General features: G+C 44.6%; 13 protein-coding genes. 1 reads left to right on the plus strand and 12 read right to left on the minus strand.

Annotated elements, in window-relative coordinates:
* Nucleotides 1-11: 11 nt before the first annotated feature.
* The 5 genes from msrB to parE all read right to left on the minus strand — a co-directional run bounded on the left by msrB (nt 12) and on the right by parE (nt 7,142).
* Nucleotides 12-440 (minus strand): peptide-methionine (R)-S-oxide reductase MsrB, encoded by a 429-nt coding sequence (gene msrB, locus RA086_RS07170; RefSeq protein WP_308703155.1) that lies wholly within the window; start codon nt 438-440, stop codon nt 12-14.
* Between the two features lie 136 nt (nt 441-576).
* Complete coding sequence (locus RA086_RS07175) at nt 577-1,506, minus strand: manganese-dependent inorganic pyrophosphatase (RefSeq protein ID WP_308703156.1); 930 nt, start codon at nt 1,504-1,506, stop codon at nt 577-579.
* Nucleotides 1,507-1,528: 22 nt separating this feature from the next.
* Nucleotides 1,529-2,488, minus strand: a complete 960-nt coding sequence (locus tag RA086_RS07180; RefSeq protein WP_308703157.1) for a LysR family transcriptional regulator — start codon at nt 2,486-2,488, stop codon at nt 1,529-1,531.
* A 184-nt stretch (nt 2,489-2,672) separates the two neighbouring features.
* Nucleotides 2,673-5,123 carry a DNA topoisomerase IV subunit A gene (gene parC, locus RA086_RS07185; RefSeq protein WP_308703158.1) on the minus strand — a complete coding sequence of 817 codons (2,451 nt, stop codon included), beginning with the start codon at nt 5,121-5,123 and terminating at the stop codon, nt 2,673-2,675.
* A 12-nt stretch (nt 5,124-5,135) separates the two neighbouring features.
* Nucleotides 5,136-7,142 (minus strand): DNA topoisomerase IV subunit B, encoded by a 2,007-nt coding sequence (gene parE / locus RA086_RS07190; RefSeq protein WP_308703159.1) that lies wholly within the window; start codon nt 7,140-7,142, stop codon nt 5,136-5,138.
* Between the two features lie 375 nt (nt 7,143-7,517).
* Here parE and plsY point away from each other — a divergent pair, with 375 nt between their 5' ends.
* Nucleotides 7,518-8,135, plus strand: coding sequence for a glycerol-3-phosphate 1-O-acyltransferase PlsY (gene plsY / locus RA086_RS07195; RefSeq protein ID WP_308703160.1), 618 nt, complete (start codon nt 7,518-7,520; stop codon nt 8,133-8,135).
* 205 nt (nt 8,136-8,340) lie between these two features.
* Here plsY and RA086_RS07200 read toward each other — a convergent pair whose 3' ends face one another.
* The 7 genes from RA086_RS07200 to dprA form a co-directional block, all read right to left on the minus strand.
* A complete protein-coding gene (locus tag RA086_RS07200; protein WP_308703161.1) occupies nt 8,341-9,219 on the minus strand; it encodes an aldose 1-epimerase family protein in 879 nt (292 codons plus the stop codon).
* Nucleotides 9,220-9,242: 23 nt separating this feature from the next.
* Entirely contained in the window at nt 9,243-10,664 is a 1,422-nt protein-coding gene (gene hslU / locus RA086_RS07205) for an ATP-dependent protease ATPase subunit HslU (RefSeq protein ID WP_308703162.1), read from the minus strand.
* Nucleotides 10,665-10,681: 17 nt separating this feature from the next.
* On the minus strand, nt 10,682-11,224 hold the full coding sequence (hslV, locus tag RA086_RS07210) for an HslVU peptidase proteolytic subunit (protein ID WP_308703163.1): 543 nt from the start codon (nt 11,222-11,224) through the stop codon (nt 10,682-10,684).
* 16 nt (nt 11,225-11,240) lie between these two features.
* A complete protein-coding gene (xerC, locus tag RA086_RS07215; protein WP_407659055.1) occupies nt 11,241-12,167 on the minus strand; it encodes a tyrosine recombinase XerC in 927 nt (308 codons plus the stop codon).
* A gap of 50 nt (nt 12,168-12,217) precedes the next feature.
* Nucleotides 12,218-13,552, minus strand: coding sequence for an FADH(2)-oxidizing methylenetetrahydrofolate--tRNA-(uracil(54)-C(5))-methyltransferase TrmFO (gene trmFO, locus RA086_RS07220; RefSeq protein WP_308703165.1), 1,335 nt, complete (start codon nt 13,550-13,552; stop codon nt 12,218-12,220).
* Between the two features lie 135 nt (nt 13,553-13,687).
* Entirely contained in the window at nt 13,688-15,853 is a 2,166-nt protein-coding gene (topA, locus tag RA086_RS07225; protein WP_308703166.1) for a type I DNA topoisomerase, read from the minus strand.
* 89 nt (nt 15,854-15,942) lie between these two features.
* A complete protein-coding gene (gene dprA / locus RA086_RS07230) occupies nt 15,943-16,809 on the minus strand; it encodes a DNA-processing protein DprA (protein ID WP_308703167.1) in 867 nt (288 codons plus the stop codon).
* Nucleotides 16,810-16,829 lie beyond the last annotated feature (20 nt).

Below are 16,829 nucleotides of genomic sequence, written 5' to 3' on the forward strand. Positions count from 1 at the left end.
AAATCACTCCTTCATTTAAATAATGATTGGTATTGACCATATCCGGCTACAGCCAACTCTGAAACTGGAATAAACTTCAAGGCCGCTGAATTAATACAATAACGTAAGCCGCCCTGGTCTCGTGGACCATCAGTGAAAACATGTCCTAAGTGTGACTGAGCCTTCTGACTCAATACTTCCGTTCGATGCATGCCATAACTATCATCATCATGTTGGCTTAGCTGCGATGGCTGAACGGGTTTTGTGAAAGATGGCCAGCCACAACCTGCGTCATATTTATCCAATGAGGTAAATAGTGGTTCACCACTAACGATATCGACGTACAAGCCAGCTTCATAAAAATTATCGTATTTTCCGGTAAACGGGCGTTCAGTCGCTCCCGTTTGCGTGACCGCATACTGTTCGGCAGTTAATTTTTTCTTTAATTCAGCCTTATCCATCTCTAATCAGTCCTCTCTTTAAATGGATTGTACACAATCTACATGATTTATCTTACGCTACTTTAGCGTTAACACAATCATTTTGCTTATGATAGCAAAAAAAGACACCCAAATTGGATGTCTTTTCAAAATTAATTTAAGCGTTAAAAGCCTCAGTTAATGGTGGGACAACTTGCTTCTTACGTGAAACCACGCCTGGTAAACTTAAACGATGATTTTCAAGCTTCTTACCAAAGGCTTTTTCAACGGGTGCAGTTGGTTCGCCGACCACTAATAATTCTGAGTTGCTGTCCAAGATATTGGTAGCCAAGATCAAAAACAAGTCATAACCTTCAGCAGCGTTTTCAGCCTTGGCAGCGGCTTCTAAAGCGTCTTGACGGTCGAAGACTTCTGGCAAATCAACCGTATTGATTTGGGCAACACGAACGGTTGAGCCATTCAATTCGAATGATTTAGCATCAGCATCAAGCAATTCTTTTTCGCTCTTGCTTGCCAAGTTCGTCCCAGCTTTAAGCATTTCTAAGCCGTATGTTTCGTAGTCAACATCGGCAATTTTTGCTAAGTCTTTAACTACTGCGACATCAGTTGCCGTCGTGGTTGGTGACTTCAATAATAAGGTGTCAGAAATAATGGCTGATAACATCAAACCAGCTAATTTAGCAGGAATTTCAACTTTGTTTTCTTTGAACATCTTGTAAATCACGGTGCTGCAGCAGCCAAGTGGTTCAGCCCGGTAGAACAATGGTTGGGCCGTATTAAAGTTATCGATTCGGTGATGATCAACCACCGTCGTAACCGTCACGTCAGCGATATCACTGACACTTTGTTGTGGTTCGTTATGATCCACAAGCATGACTGAGTCAACTTCTGGCGCCGCTTTAGTGATGACCCGTGGTGCGGGTTCATTAAAGTGGTTCAAAACGAATTGTGTTTCTTCGTTTGGCTTGCCTAAAGCAACTGCTTCAGTGTCTTTACCTAGTTTGTTTTCCAAATATGATAATGCTTTGGCCGCCACAATTGCGTCGGTGTCAGGACTTTGATGACCAAAAATTAATTCCTTACTCATTAGCGAAAAACTCCTTTAGTTCTTATTTTTGATTAATTTTTTGTAACCGTGAGATGTAGTCTTCTTTACGCAAGTAATTATCAAATTCATCCAAGAAGTTCTTGATACGTGGAATCTGATCCTTATCCTTACGGAAGACGAAATTCAAATCAAATTTGATTGCTGGTTCAAACGAAACCGTATTGAGATTATCATTGGCTGGATTCGCAACCATGAATGAATTTGGCAAGGCCGTATTCGTCCCAGTTGCAGCAACGAAGCGATAAATCTGCTGTGGTGTCGTGAAACGTGCAATCGGTGTCGGTAAATCAGCAAGCTGATTCTTATATGACTCCTTGATGACTTGATCCAAATAGTAGTTTTCAGGATACATGACCCAAGGTTCACTGGTCGTGTCCTTAAACTTGATACGCTTCTTTTTTGCTTGTTTAGGATCACTGGTAATGAATAGCAAATCTTCCTGGACAATCCGCTTCGATTGATAAGGCTTCCAGTTCTTAATGCTTTCATCTGGTAAATACATGACTGCCAAATCAATACGGTTATTTTCCAAACGTTCCCAAATTTCCTTCCGTGTTAACATATGGAAAGAAATGACGACGTTCGGGTTAGCCTCATAATACTTGATGGCAAAATCTTCAAAGACATGGTCTTCGATGGAAGCTAAAATCCCAATGTTAATTGATCCTTGTGTCGCACTGGTCGTTTGTTGAATCTCATCTGTTGCTTTATTCAACACATCATAAATATTGTGCGTCGCATTTAACATAGTGTAACCAGCATCGGATAACCGTAACTTTTTCCCAACGGAATAGAATAATGGCGCCCCAACCGTGCGTTCCAATTTTTTAATCTGTTGTGTCAGCGCGGGTTGAGTAATGCCTAAAATCTGAGCAGCCTGCGTATAATTCATTGTTTCAGCTAATTGCAAGAAATAAGTTAATGTTTTAGAAGAAAAAATACTTTCTTGAGTTGTTTTCATGAATTTTACCTGATCCTTTCGTCTTATCTTCATCTTATGATATCTATAATATATACAAGATTAGATTCTAAAGCAAGCGATTGTTATCGGTAAATAAACCTTAACTAATTATTAAGCGATTATTTTGCGTCTAAATTCATAGTAAGCTAATGCTGAAAACCTTGCAAGCGTTGTGCCAATATTTTTAAACCGTCAACGGAATTGGATGAATCTGAATCGCAATTGGCGTCCCTTCAGTATCGGTATCCACAACAAATGACCCATTTGAATAGCGGGCGCTAACTGGATGGTCATCGCTTAAAATCGAATGTTGTTTCATACGATCGGTTAATACTTCTAGGGCAACTCCCGTCTGATCAGCACCAATCAAAACATAATCCGCAACTCGATGTGGATTGGTCTTCAGCTCACGCAAGACCTGCACCCCACGACGAGCACGACTAGTAACTGGAATATCACGCACTTTCATTTGCTTGAATGACCCACGTTGCGTAATCATCGCTAGTAAATCATTGTCGTTGGCAATCGTTGCGCGGACAATCAAATCATCACGTAAATCCATGGACTTGACGCCGACAGCCTTCGCCCCGACTGTTGGCACTTCACTGAGATCATAGCGCAACCCATAACCATGTTGCGTGACCAAAACAAGCGTCCCAGTTGGCACGACTGGTAAATAATTAACTGTGACCACTTGTGAGGTAGCCGACTTTAATTTGATAAACTGACTGGCACGAGTCTTATAAGTCCGTCCAGGAGTGTAATCTGTAAAATCAGTCTGCTTGACATAGCCATCATTCGTCGCAACCAAGAATTTACCAGTTGCCTTTAGGTCAGCAAAACTGAAGACCCAAGTAATGCGCTCATCGGCGGCTAGGCCAATGGTTTGCGAAATATGCTCACCGGTATCTTTCCACTTCGCGTCCGCAATCTCATAAACCGGCCGATAAATCAAATGGCCTAAGTTGGTGAACATCAACAGATGCTCCAGCGTATTGTTTTTCGCCAAATAAATTGGGAAATCCTCATCCTTCAAACCATTATCGTTAGTATCAGAGGCGCTATATGAGCGCAAACTGGTCCGTTTGATGTAGCCATCATGACTAATCATCACGACCACGTCTTCTTGTGGTACTACGACTTCGGTATCAATCTTCAATTCTTGGACTTCTGATTGAATTTCAGTAAATCGCTTGCTTGGATAAGCCTTTTGAATCGCTTTTAACTCGCGACGCAAAACTTTATCCAATTCTTTAGGTTCGGCCAAGATAAGTTGATAAAGTTGAATCGCTTTGGCCAACTCAGCCGCCTCTTTTTCCAACTGGGTCACATCGGTATTGGTCAACCGATACAATTGCATGGTGACGATGGCTTCAGCTTGAAGTTCTGAGAAGTCAAACTTAGTCACTAAATTGGCTTTGGCATCTTTTTTGTCCTTGCTACCACGAATCGTCGCAATCACTTGATCCAAAATCGACATGGCCTTAATTAGCCCTTGGACAATATGCTGACGATCAGCAGCCTTTTGCAAATTAAATTGCGTCCGCCGGGTGATCACGTCACGCTGATGTTCCAAATAAGCGCCAATAATCGTCTTCAAGCCAACATGTTCTGGACGTTGATGATAAATCGCAACCATGTTGAAATTATACGTAATCTGCAGATCAGTATTCTTGAAAAGGTAATTCAAGATTCCTTCAGCGTTTACATCACGTTTCAGTTCAATGACGATCGACAACCCTTTACGGTCACTTTCATCCCGAACTTCCGCAATACCTTCAATCTTTTTCATGATGCGAATTTCGTCCATCTTTTTGACAAGTTGGGCCTTATTCACTTCATAGGGAATCTCTGAAACTTCAATTTGCGATTTATTACCCTTAATCGGCACAATCTGTGTTCGTGACCGGACGACGATCCGACCACGACCCGTTTCATAGGCTTTCTTAATGCCGTCAATACCTTGGATAATCCCACCGGTGGGAAAGTCTGGTCCTTTGACGAAATCCATCAGATCCGCTAATTCGGCTTTAGGATGATTCATCAAGTATAGGACTGCGTCAATGACTTCACTTAAATTATGCGGCGGAATCTCCGTTGCATATCCGGCTGAAATCCCGGTCGCACCATTAACGAGTAAATTTGGAAAACGTGCTGGCAACACGGTTGGTTCATATTCGGTGTCATCAAAGTTTAAGACCATATCAACAGTCTTTTTATCAATGTCCTGTAACATTTCACCGGCAATTTTACTTAAACGCGCTTCGGTGTAACGCATCGCAGCGGCCGGATCGCCATCCATGGAGCCATTGTTCCCGTGCATTTCAATGAGCGGTTCCCGGAGTTTCCAATCCTGACTCAGACGGACCATCGCTTCATAAATCGAAGAATCCCCATGAGGATGAAAATTACCCATGACATTTCCGACTGACTTAGCAGACTTCCGAAAAGCCTTGTCGTAAGTGTTGCCATCTTGATTCATGGCATACAAAATTCGTCGTTGAACCGGTTTGAGACCGTCACGAATATCTGGTAACGCCCGTTCTTGAATAATGTATTTTGAATAGCGGCCAAAGCGGTCGCCCATGACATCTTCCAGCGTTAATTCCTGGATTTTTGGTTGTTCAACTGTCATTTTACGGCCTCCTTATTGCTTCAATTGTTGCGCCAACTCTTCGTCAGCCTTTTCATGTGCTGAACTGAGCGCTTGATTGTCTAGCAATGACCCGTCTTCATCCAGACTAAATTGAACATTACTTTCAATCCATTTACGGCGTGGTTCAACCTTGTCACCCATTAAAGTTGTGACCCGTTTTTCAGCCAACGCTGCATCATCGATGCGAACACGTACCAAGGTCCGCTTTTCTGGATCCATCGTGGTTTCCCAAAGCTGTTCCGCGTTCATTTCACCAAGCCCTTTGTATCGTTGCAACGCATAACCTTTACCAAAAGTCTTGGTCCGCAACTCAAGCTCTTCATCAGTCCAAGCATATTCAGTCCGCAGTTGCTTGCCTTGCTTTTTCTGCAAACGATACAATGGTGGCAAAGCAATATAGATCTTACCAGCGTCGATCATCGGCCGCATATATTTATAGAAGAAAGTCAATAACAGAATTTGAATATGCGCACCATCAGTATCCGCATCAGTCATAATAATGACTTTGTCGTAATTACTGGATTTAATATCAAATTCAGAACCGACACCGGCACCAATGGTATAAATCATGGTATTAATTTCTTCATTTTTGACAATGTCTTGTAATTTAGCCTTTTCAGTATTCAAGACTTTCCCACGTAATGGCAAAATAGCTTGGAATTTACGATCACGACCCTGTTTAGCTGAGCCACCGGCAGAATCCCCTTCGACTAGGAATAGTTCATTACGCTTGGCGTTCTTCGACTGGGCTGGCGTCAATTTACCGGATAGCAAACGTTCTTGCTTATGCTTCCGTTTACCATTCCGACTCTCATCACGAGCCTTGCGCGCCGCTTCACGTGCCTGGCGAGCCTTGGTTGACTTTCGAATCAGCATTTGAGCAAATTCACCATTTTCCATTAAGAAAAATTGTAATTGTTCGCTGACAACGCTATCTACAATCGTCCGTGCCTCTGGCGTCCCCAGTTTTTCCTTCGTTTGGCCTTCAAATTGCAATAAATTTTCTGGAATCCGCAATGAAATTACTGCTGAAAGTCCTTCACGAACATCGGACCCTTCAAGGTTCTTGTCCTTTTCTTTCAATAAGCCAACCTTACGCGCGTATTCATTGAAAGCTTTTGTCCAAGCGCTCCGGAAACCTGCTTCATGTGTCCCACCATCTGGCGTTCGCACATTATTCACAAAAGAAAGTAAGTTTTCAGAGTAACCATCGTTATATTGCGCGGCAACTTCAACTTCGACGCCTTCCTTCATGCCATCAAAGAACATAACATCGCCAAGGGTATCTTTGTCTTCGTTGAGATAGGTCACAAACTCCTTGATGCCTTCTTCATAATGGAAGACTTCTTCTTGTTCCTGACCTTCTCGTTCGTCTGTTAGCGTGATTTTAACGCCCTTGAGTAAGAAAGCTGATTCACGTAATCGTTCTGATAACGTTTGGAAGTTATAAACGGTCGTCGTAAAGATACTGGCGTCCGGTTTAAACGTTAAAGTTGTCCCGGTTGGTTTGTTCGTCTTACCTTTTTTCTCTAAGGTGCCAACTGGTTGACCACCATTTTTAAATTTTTCTTGATACCGATAACCATCACGAATAATCGTTACCGTTAATTCGGTCGATAACGCATTAACCACACTCGCGCCAACACCATGCAAGCCACCAGAGGTTTTATAACCACCCTGGCCAAACTTCCCACCAGCATGTAAAACCGTCAAAATGACTTCGGGGGTCGGAATGCCAGAAGCATGCATCCCAACAGGCATCCCACGACCATGATCGACCACGGTGATGCTGTTATCCGCGTGAATAATAACATTGATTTCTTTCCCAAATCCTGCTAGCGCTTCATCGACCGCATTGTCCACGATTTCGTAAACAAGATGGTGCAATCCGCGACCGTCCGTCGACCCAATATACATCCCAGGTCGTTTACGAACAGCTTCCAATCCTTCGAGCACTTGGATTGAAGAATCATCATATTTTAGTCCTTTTTTAGCCATTCATGAATTGCTCCTTCGTGTTTCTGGTCATAACCAATTACTGACTATCTAGCGTTACATCGCCCAGTTTTCGGGCTTGACAACGCTAACCAAAGTCATGCAGATTAAATTATAGCACAGCAAATTATAAATTCTGTATCTTTTTTACTTTTTAATGTCCCAGAGACGACTTTTAAGCGCCACTTCGAATAAATTTAAACCAAATTAAACTTTTTTAACATTAGAAACACTTCCAATTTATTACGAACATACGTTCACTACATTGTAATGATTGATGGCTTAACTTGTCAACCCAAACTTTTCGGTAAAAATTTCCCCATCAACAGACAAAGCATGCTAAAATATTGTTTGACTCTATTGCAGGAGGCTTCAATTGTGGAAATCATACTTATGCTGATTGTCGCCTACTTTTTAGGCGCGATTCCTTCGGGGGTCATCATTGGCAAACTGTTCTTTCATACAGACATTCGACAAGCTGGGAGTGGGAATATCGGCACCACTAATACGTACCGAGTCTTAGGCCCGACCGCCGGCACGATCGTCATGGTGATGGACATTTTGAAAGGAACGTTAGCGGCCGCCCAACCCGCCATCTTCCATTTACCGGTTAACGCACTTTTAATTGGTTTAGCGGCAATTCTTGGACACACCTTCTCAATCTTTATTGGTTTCAAAGGTGGCAAGGCGGTCGCGACCAGTGCTGGGATCTTGTTGGCCTACAATTGGCAATTCTTCTTGATTGCTAGTGCGATTATGTTCACACTAGTTTATCTGACGAGTATGGTCAGTGTTGCCAGCATGACTTCCCTGACACTCGTTAGTTTAATCGCCATTTTTTACTACCAAGATTGGATTTTATCGGTTGTTGCAGTTGTCTTGACCATTTTCATTTTCTACCGTCACCGCGCAAACATCGTTAGGATCAAAGCAGGCACAGAATCCTTAGTCCACTTTGGTCTCGGTTGGCGTCGTTATCAAGCAAAACATCGTTAATAAAAGTAGCCGCCTGGATGACATGGGGGCTATTTTTATGGCCTAATGACCAGTGATTTGCTAGACTGTGGTGGTTTTGGGTTAGGTTTGTTTGGCTTTTAGTTAAAGTAACAAATTACAACTACACTATTCAAACTGACATTACACCATCAAAAAAGAGCCACCAGCCAAAATCAGCAAGCAACTCTTTTGAAAAAATTTAGGACTAGAAGAAATTAACCACGTAATGGGCATTAAACGTTTGGTTGGCAGCTAAATGGTTGATGCCCATCTTATGACTCAATTGACCATCATGGGCCACATTATCCGCAATCCCCCACCAAGGTTCTAGACAAACGAATGGCGCATCCGCGGGATATGGTGACCACATGCCGACGTATGGGGCATCCGTGATCGTCATAGCGACCCCATGAGTATTCAACTGAGAGCTCAATTTTAAGGTCGTCTGTGCTTGTTTCAAGCCTAAGATCACCGCATCATCCTTAAAGAAGTCACGCGTCAATGGTAATGGCTTTGTCAGATCCAACGTCGTCGCATGCTCAATGTCATTATATGGCGTCTGTAATGGGATGTGTTGATACTTTTGCCCAGGATTAACTGTGAGCTGGTAATCGGTCAAAGACCCAGTAGCCGACCCTAATGGCACGTTAAACGCCGGATGACCACCGATGGAGAACAGCAATTCGTGGTTCGCTGGATTATGCACTTCATAACCGACCGTCAAATCATGACCAGACAAGGTATAGATGAGCCGTAAGCGAAAGGCAAATGGGTAAATCGTCCGAGTTTCACTGCTATCGGCTAATTCTAAAGTCGCTGTTGTAGCGGTTTGACTTACGACCCGAAAATCATGATCGCGTGCAAAACCATGTTGTCCCATATGATAACTTTGACCAGCGACCGTAAATTGGTCATCCTTTAGCCGGCCTACGATTGGGAACAATACTGGCGCGTGGCGTCCCCAAAATTTTGGATCTGCTTGCCACATGTACTCGATACCATCCGCGGATTTCACACTACTGAGTTCTGCTCCGGCCTCATTGATTTTGACCGTTAGCGCCTCATTTTTTAATTCAACTGTCATGCACCCTGACTCCTTTGATTTTATTAGAGAATATAACGACTTAGATCTTTATCCTTAGCAATGTTTCCAATGCGTTCGTTGACGTAATTCTCGGTAATCGTGACCTCGCCCATTTCCATGTCGGGACCTTCATACAATAATTCTTCCAATAACTTTTCGAGCACGGTATGTAACCGCCGTGCGCCGATGTTTTGGGTTTCATGGTTGACCTTATAAGCAATTCCAGCAATCGCTTCGACGGCTTCGATCGTAAACGTGACTTTGATATTATCCGTTCCGATTAAAGCGATATACTGTTTAATCAACGCATTCTTAGGTTCCGTCAAAATCTTCACGAAATCTTCTTTAGTCAAATCATCTAGTTCAACCCGAATTGGAAAGCGGCCTTGTAATTCAGCAATCAAATCACTTGGCTTGCTTTCGGCAAACGCCCCAGACGCGATAAACAAGATGTGATCTGTGTTGATGGGACCATACTTAGTCGAAATTTGTGAGCCTTCAACAATTGGTAAAATATCGCGTTGAACCCCTTCACGAGAAACTTCACCAGAGTTTTGTTGCCCGCCAGCCGTGATCTTATCAATTTCATCGATGAAAATGATCCCGGTATTTTCTGCTCGTACGATCGCATCATGATAAATATCCGCATTATTGACTAACTTTTCGGATTCTTCTTTGACTAAGATCTCACGCGCTTCTGCGACTGACATGGTGCGTTGAATCCGTTTCTTAGGCATGATCTGACCAAGGGTATCCCCTAAGTCGATGCCCATCTGGCCTAACATATTATTGTTGCCAGCAGCTTTTTGTTGGGGATCATCCATTTCAATCGTGACCTCTGAATCTTCCAGTAAGCCATTCTTCAATTGATCCGCCACCGATAATCGTGAATTACGAATATCATCCGTCACTTCTTCGTTATCATTTGCCGGGTTATTCGGCATCTGACCACTTTGTTGCATCTGTGTCAGCATGCTCATCATGTTTTGGAAGTCGTTACCGTTAGACTTGCTCTGCTTCTTCTGTGCAGGAACTAACAACTTCACGAGTCGTTTGTCGGCTTCGCGAACGGCCGATGACCGTACCCCTGAATAAGCCTGCTCTTTTTCCATTTCAATCGACACGTCGACCAAGTCACGTACCATGGATTCCACATCACGACCAACATAACCGACTTCGGTAAACTTCGTCGCTTCGACCTTTACAAAAGGTGCTTGTACGATTTTGGCTAATCGCCGCGCAATCTCAGTTTTCCCGACCCCGGTTGGTCCGATCATTAACATGTTTTTCGGGGTAATCTCTTCTTGCATCTCCGCAGACAATTCCATCCGCCGATACCGGTTCCGCAACGCAATCGCTACAGCTTTCTTAGCGTCACCTTGACCGATAACATAATTATCCAGGTCCGCAACGATCTGTTTAGGGGTCTTATTAATCATTTCCATTAGCTGTGCTCCTTTTTCTATAAGGCTTCTGAAATAACATTGTGGTTGGTGAAGATATCGATATCTCCGGCAATGTTAATCGCGGCTTCAGCAATTTCTTTCGCACTCATTTCTTTTGCATGTAGTTGCATCCCGCGGGCTGCGGCTAAGGCAAAATTACCCCCGGAACCAATCGCGAGCACGTCGTTATCGGGACTAATGACTTCACCACTCCCAGAAACCAATAGCATTTCATCTTTATTCATGACGATCAGTAAAGCTTCCAATTTTTGTAAGGCTTGATCACTGCGCCATTCTTGGGCCAATTCGACCGCTGAACGTTGCAAGTTACCTGAAAATTCGTTTAGTTTCTTTTCAAAACGTTCTTCAAGGTTGAAGGCATCCGCCACGCTCCCGGCAAAGCCGACGACGACTTCATCGTTATAGATCCGTCGTACTTTATGGGCAGTGCCTTTCATCACGACTTTTTCACCCATCGTGACTTGGCCATCACCGGCCATCGCATTATGGCCGTTTTGACGAACGGCACAAATCGTTGTTGCTTCAAATTTTGTTGGCATATTAACGCTCCTTTAATTATTTCCGCGTTGCGCGGGGGAAAAAGTTTCGATAATCTTGTTGTAAATGTTCCTTAGTGACGTGCGCATAGATCTGCGTCGTCGACAAACTCGTATGACCGAGTAACTCTTGCACGGTCCGTAAGTCGGCCCCGTTATTGAGCATTTGCGTCGCAAACGTATGCCGCAACATATGTGGATGGATATCCGAGGTCAGACTGCTCTTTTTGACCAGTTGGTTCAACACGTACTCGATACCTTTCCCAGTAATGGGGCCGCCACGCCGGTTAATAAAGACCGTCGTGTGAGTTTGCTCGTATTGGGCCATAATAGGCGTACGACAGCTTTCAAAATATTGCCGTAACGCGTGGGCGGCATAACGACCAAAGGGGACATACCGTTCCTTATCGCCCTTCCCACGAATCAGCATCATCTTTAGATCAAAGTCGATATCCGCTAATTGCAGATTGACACATTCACCCAAACGAATCCCCGTCCCATAAAGAACTTCCAGTAAGGCCGCATTACGTGTGCCCATCACCGACTCATCCGCATACACCGTCTGAAACAGCACGTCGAGTTCCTTTTGATAAAAGAACCGCGGTAAACGAGCAGCATGCTTTTTGAGTTGCACATAGACAAACGGATTCAACTTTGCTAGATCATTTTTGACCAAAAAATTGTAAAATGACCGCAGACTGGAAACTTTACGGGCAATCGAGTTACGCGTTAAATGCCGGTCGTACAGCGAACTCAAGTAAACGTTCACATCCAGATGGTCAACTTCAGTATACGCTTTGACACCGCCATTCGCCGCTAAAAAATCATGAAAAGCTTGAATATCTTCTTGGTAGGCCTCAGCAGTTTCTTCTGAATACTGACGCTCAACGCGAATGTATTTTAAAAATAGATCCAAATCAGCTTCTGCCAATAAAAAAACCTCCATTCGTTGCTACTTTAGCAAAGTCTGGAGGAAAACACAATTAAGTGTCTTGATTATTGGTCAACTTTAGTCAAATTTAAGTCATTTGCTTTAAATACTGCCAATTCTGCTAAGGCGCGTTCAGATAAAGCCGTGTTACGTTCCCGCTTATCCCGGATACGCTGCTTTAATTTTGGCACAATACCAAAGTTCGCATTCATGGGTTGAAAGTTCGTTGCATTGGCATGCGTGATATACTGTGCCATCGCGCCCATCATCGTGTCTTTCGGAAAGACGACCGGCGTCAAGCCTAATGCTAAGCGTGCCGCATTCGTCCCGGCCACGATCCCGCTCGCCGCACTTTCAATATAGCCTTCGACCCCGGTCATTTGCCCAGCAAAAAACAGGTCTGGTCGTTGCTTGGTCTGATAAGTAGGCTCTAACAGTTTAGGCGACTTCATGAACGTATTACGATGCATGACACCATAGCGGACAAATTCAACATTTTCGAGCCCCGGAATCAACCGGAAAACGCGCTTTTGTTCGCCCCACTTCAAATGAGTCTGGAAACCAACAATATTGTAGAGTTCACCAGAGGCATCATCCTGACGTAATTGCACCACGGCAAAAGGTTGTCGACCCGTTTTGGGATCTTCCAGTCCCACCGGTTTCAATGGCCCAAACAACATCGTTTGACGACCACGTTGTGCCATGACTTCAATTGGCATACAACCTTCAAAAACATCCGAATTTTCAAAATCATGAGCTTCGGCCATTTCGGCGTGAATCAGGGCGTCATAGAAAACATCAAATTCCCCTTCGGTCATTGGACAGTTCAAATAAGCGGCTTCACCACGATCATAACGAGACTTCAAGTAGACCTTGTCCAGATCAATTGAGTCTTTCGTTAAGATTGGGGCAGCTGCATCAAAGAAATGCAAGTCGTCCTCTTCATTAAAGGACTGGATCGACTTGGCTAAGGAAGCGGCGGTCAATGGTCCCGTTGCGACCACGGTGATGCCTTCAGGAATCGTTGTGATCTCTTCATTGATCACTTCGACATTTGGCAAGTTCGTGAGTTGATCGGTGATTTCTTGTGAAAAAGTATCTCGGTCAACGGCTAGCGCGCCACCAGCCGGAACAGCGTGATGTTCGGCTGAACTGATGACCACTGAATCTAATTGACGCATTTCGGCCTTTAACAAGCCGGCCGCGTTACTCAGTTGGTTCGCCCGCAATGAGTTCGTACAAACCAGTTCAGCGAAGCGCTGCGTATGGTGTGCTGGGGTCATTTTTGTCGGCCGCATTTCATAGAGCCGCACGTTGACACCCAAGTTAGCGATTTGCCAGGCGGCTTCTGAGCCCGCAAGCCCAGCACCGATAACATTAACTGTTGGTATTGATGCCATCCAGAATTCCTCTTTTCATTTGACTGTACCCTTGATAGTACTTATCGCTAATCATACCGGAAATCCCCACGTGATACAAATAAAAGCGTTACCAAGAGCCGGTCTTTTAACCGAACCTTAATAACGCTTTAACGCTTATTTTTGCACGTTTTCTTTATAATCCCCGTTTGGACAAAGGACTTGTTTCCCACCCTTGACCTTCTTCTCAACTAAGAAGTGGCCATCCTTCGGGCAATCCCGTCCAATTGGCTTATCCCAAGAAACAAAGTCACATTCAGGAAAGCGTGAACAACCGTAAAAGATCCGATTCTTCTTGGATTTCCGTTCAATGACTTGGCCCTTTTTACATTGTGGACAAACGACCCCGATCTCTTTAACGATCGGCTTCGTATTGCGACAATCTGGGAAGCGTGAACAAGCATAAAACTTCCCATAACGACCCATTTTCACGACCATTGGGGCCCCACAGATTTCGCAATTGAAACCAGCGAGCTCATCTTTGATCTGGATCTTCTCCATCCCGGCTTCGGCCTTCGTCACTTCTTTAGAGAATGGCTGGTAGAAACTATCGACGACCTTGACCCAATCTTCTTGGCCTTCTTCAGTCGCATCCAGCTGTTCTTCTAATTTAGCGGTAAAGCCGACATTGACGACATCCGGGAAGTACTCCAAGATGATGTCATTGACGATCTCACCAAGCTCGGTCGGCACAAAACGGCGGGCTTCCAATTTAACGTAGTAACGCCGTTGAATGGTGTCCAACGTTGGCGCATACGTTGATGGCCGGCCAACGCCGTTTTCTTCCAAGGCTTTAATTAAGTTTGCTTCAGAATAACGGGCCGGTGGCTGCGTGAAATGTTGTTGTGGATCAGTTTTACTGAGCTTGACCACATCGCCTTCTACCAAATCTGGCAAGACGTTGTTCTTTTCAGTCTTATCATAGATCTTCGTGAACCCAGCAAATTTAGTCTTAGAACCGTTCGCCCGGAATTGGACATCGTTTTGGTCGATGGTGACCGCCATCGTGTCTAAGACTTCCGGTGTCATCTGGCTCGCAACGAACCGTGACCAGATCAATTGATACAACCGGAATTGATCCTTAGATAGATAATCTTTGATGCTGGCAGGGGTCCGGAACACGGATGACGGCCGAATCGCTTCATGGGCATCCTGAGCGCCTTCTGGCAACTTACCTTTAACCGGCTTAGTCGCCGCATATTCAGCACCATATTCTTTATGCAAGAACTGTGACGCTTCATGCTTAGCAATCGACGAGATCCGGGTGGAATCGGTCCGCATATAGGTGATCAACCCCACGCTACCTTCTTTGCCCCCAACGTTAATTCCTTCATACAATTGTTGTGCGGCCATCATGGTCTTACGGGTGCGGTAATTTAACTTACGGTTCGCATCTTGTTGCATGGTCGATGTGGTAAATGGCGGTGCTGGGAATCGCTTGCGCTCTTTCTTAACGACTTTGACCACATTAAAGTCGCCTTGCCGATCCAACTGGCCTAAGATCTTCTGGACCGCTGGATTATCATCCAACGCTTGTTTCTTGTTATGCGTCCCATAAAAACTGGCCATAAACTTTGAACGGCCTTTTTTGAACTCACTTTCGATCGTCCAGTATTCTTTCGGCTTAAATGCCTTGATCTCATTTTCACGCTGAATAATTAAATCTAACGCGATTGATTGAACCCGTCCGGCTGAAAGACCTTTTTTGACTTTCTTCCAGAGCAATGGACTGATGGAATAACCAACGAGTCGGTCTAAGATTCGTCGGGCTTGTTGGGCATCCACCAAGTCCATGTCGATGGAACGTGGTTCTTTGAAGGCGTTCTTAACCGTGTCTTTCGTAATTTCGTTGAAGACCACACGGTTTTTAGCTTTCGTGTCTAAGCCTAATAAGTAAGATAAATGCCAGGCAATGGCTTCACCTTCACGGTCCGGGTCAGAGGCCAGGTAAACGGCTTTAGCTTTTTTGGCTTCTTTCCGCAATCCCTTGATCACATCACCCTTACCACGAATCGAAATATAATGGGGGTCATAATTATTATCAACATCGACACCCATTTTACTTTTTGGTAAATCTCTAATATGACCTAAACTGGCCACGACCTTATAAGAACGGCCTAAATATTTTTCAATCGTTTTTGCTTTTGATGGTGATTCCACAATCACTAATTTTTTGCCCGGTTGCCGAGTCCGCCGCTTGGTCGCGGTCTTCTTGGCTGGCTTTCGAGCACTGGTTTTCTTTGTTGCCGCCTGCTTGGCTTTGGTTGTACTACTAGCAGCCACTTGATCAGCTCCTTACGCTTTTGATCATGATTATTTGGGGCATTTGCACTTGCAAATCCATGTAATCATATTTCAAAAGTTTGTGCTTGTCAAATATTGGGGTAAATCTCTTCTATTATATGTCGCGAATTTAGTACCGGTTTGGCACCTGCTAAGATCAATTGATTACACCCAACTGACATCGGCGCATCGATTGGTCCGGGGACCGCCAAGACATTGCGGTTGTTTTGTAACGCCAGATTAGCCGTGATCAGACTACCAGAATGCTCACGCGCTTCAACCACTAAAATCGCTTGGCACAGCCCGGCAATAATCCGATTACGTTCCGGAAAATGGTGGCGCGCCGGGGGACACCCCAGTGGATATTCACTAATTAGTAAACCAACTTGGCTAACCTGAGTTTGTAGCGCCACATTGGCCCGTGGATAGACCACATCCAGACCGGTCCCGATAACCGCAATCGTGCCTAAATTTAAATTAAGGGCTTGGCGATGAGCACAACTATCCGTGCCTTGTGCCAAACCACTCACGATTGTTACCGCCTGACCAGCCAAAGGGGTCAACAAGCGTTGGACACACCGTGCAGCATAGGGACTCGCCTGCCGAGCACCCACGACCGCTAACTGCGTTGTTCCTAGCAATCGCCGTTGACCACACATAAATAAGACCAAGGGAGGCTGAAAGCTCTCCAGTAAGGGTAATGGATAATCCGCATCTAAGATCGTTAAGATCGCGATTTCTCGGTGTTGCTCAACGGCCTGATTGAAACGGTCACTTTGCCAATCCACTCGAAAACGGCGCGCCGATCGTGTGGATAGTTTAGCGACACGACTGATCTCAGCGGCCGTCGTCAAAACGGTCTGGTGACGCAGACAAAAATGTAAAACTTTGGTCATGCCCGCATAGCCAATACCCTCAGCTAAATGGAGCCGAATTAATAAACTGCGTAACTGCATGTTGTCACCTCTTTAGGTAA

Source organism: Lactiplantibacillus brownii (assembly GCF_031085375.1).
Classification (GTDB): Bacteria; Bacillota; Bacilli; order Lactobacillales; family Lactobacillaceae; genus Lactiplantibacillus; species Lactiplantibacillus brownii.

What these genes read in the sequence shown, in the direction of transcription:
- msrB (WP_308703155.1), bottom strand. Translation starts at nt 440, where the DNA reads ATGGATAAGGCTGAATTAAAGAAAAAATTAACTGCCGAACAGTATGCG.
- RA086_RS07175 (WP_308703156.1), bottom strand. Translation starts at nt 1,506, where the DNA reads ATGAGTAAGGAATTAATTTTTGGTCATCAAAGTCCTGACACCGACGCA.
- RA086_RS07180 (WP_308703157.1), bottom strand. Translation starts at nt 2,488, where the DNA reads ATGAAAACAACTCAAGAAAGTATTTTTTCTTCTAAAACATTAACTTAT.
- parC (WP_308703158.1), bottom strand. Translation starts at nt 5,123, where the DNA reads ATGACAGTTGAACAACCAAAAATCCAGGAATTAACGCTGGAAGATGTC.
- parE (WP_308703159.1), bottom strand. Translation starts at nt 7,142, where the DNA reads ATGGCTAAAAAAGGACTAAAATATGATGATTCTTCAATCCAAGTGCTC.
- RA086_RS07200 (WP_308703161.1), bottom strand. Translation starts at nt 9,219, where the DNA reads ATGACAGTTGAATTAAAAAATGAGGCGCTAACGGTCAAAATCAATGAG.
- hslU (WP_308703162.1), bottom strand. Translation starts at nt 10,664, where the DNA reads ATGGAAATGATTAATAAGACCCCTAAACAGATCGTTGCGGACCTGGAT.
- hslV (WP_308703163.1), bottom strand. Translation starts at nt 11,224, where the DNA reads ATGCCAACAAAATTTGAAGCAACAACGATTTGTGCCGTTCGTCAAAAC.
- xerC (WP_407659055.1), bottom strand. Translation starts at nt 12,167, where the DNA reads ATGGAGGTTTTTTTATTGGCAGAAGCTGATTTGGATCTATTTTTAAAA.
- trmFO (WP_308703165.1), bottom strand. Translation starts at nt 13,552, where the DNA reads ATGGCATCAATACCAACAGTTAATGTTATCGGTGCTGGGCTTGCGGGC.
- dprA (WP_308703167.1), bottom strand. Translation starts at nt 16,809, where the DNA reads ATGCAGTTACGCAGTTTATTAATTCGGCTCCATTTAGCTGAGGGTATT.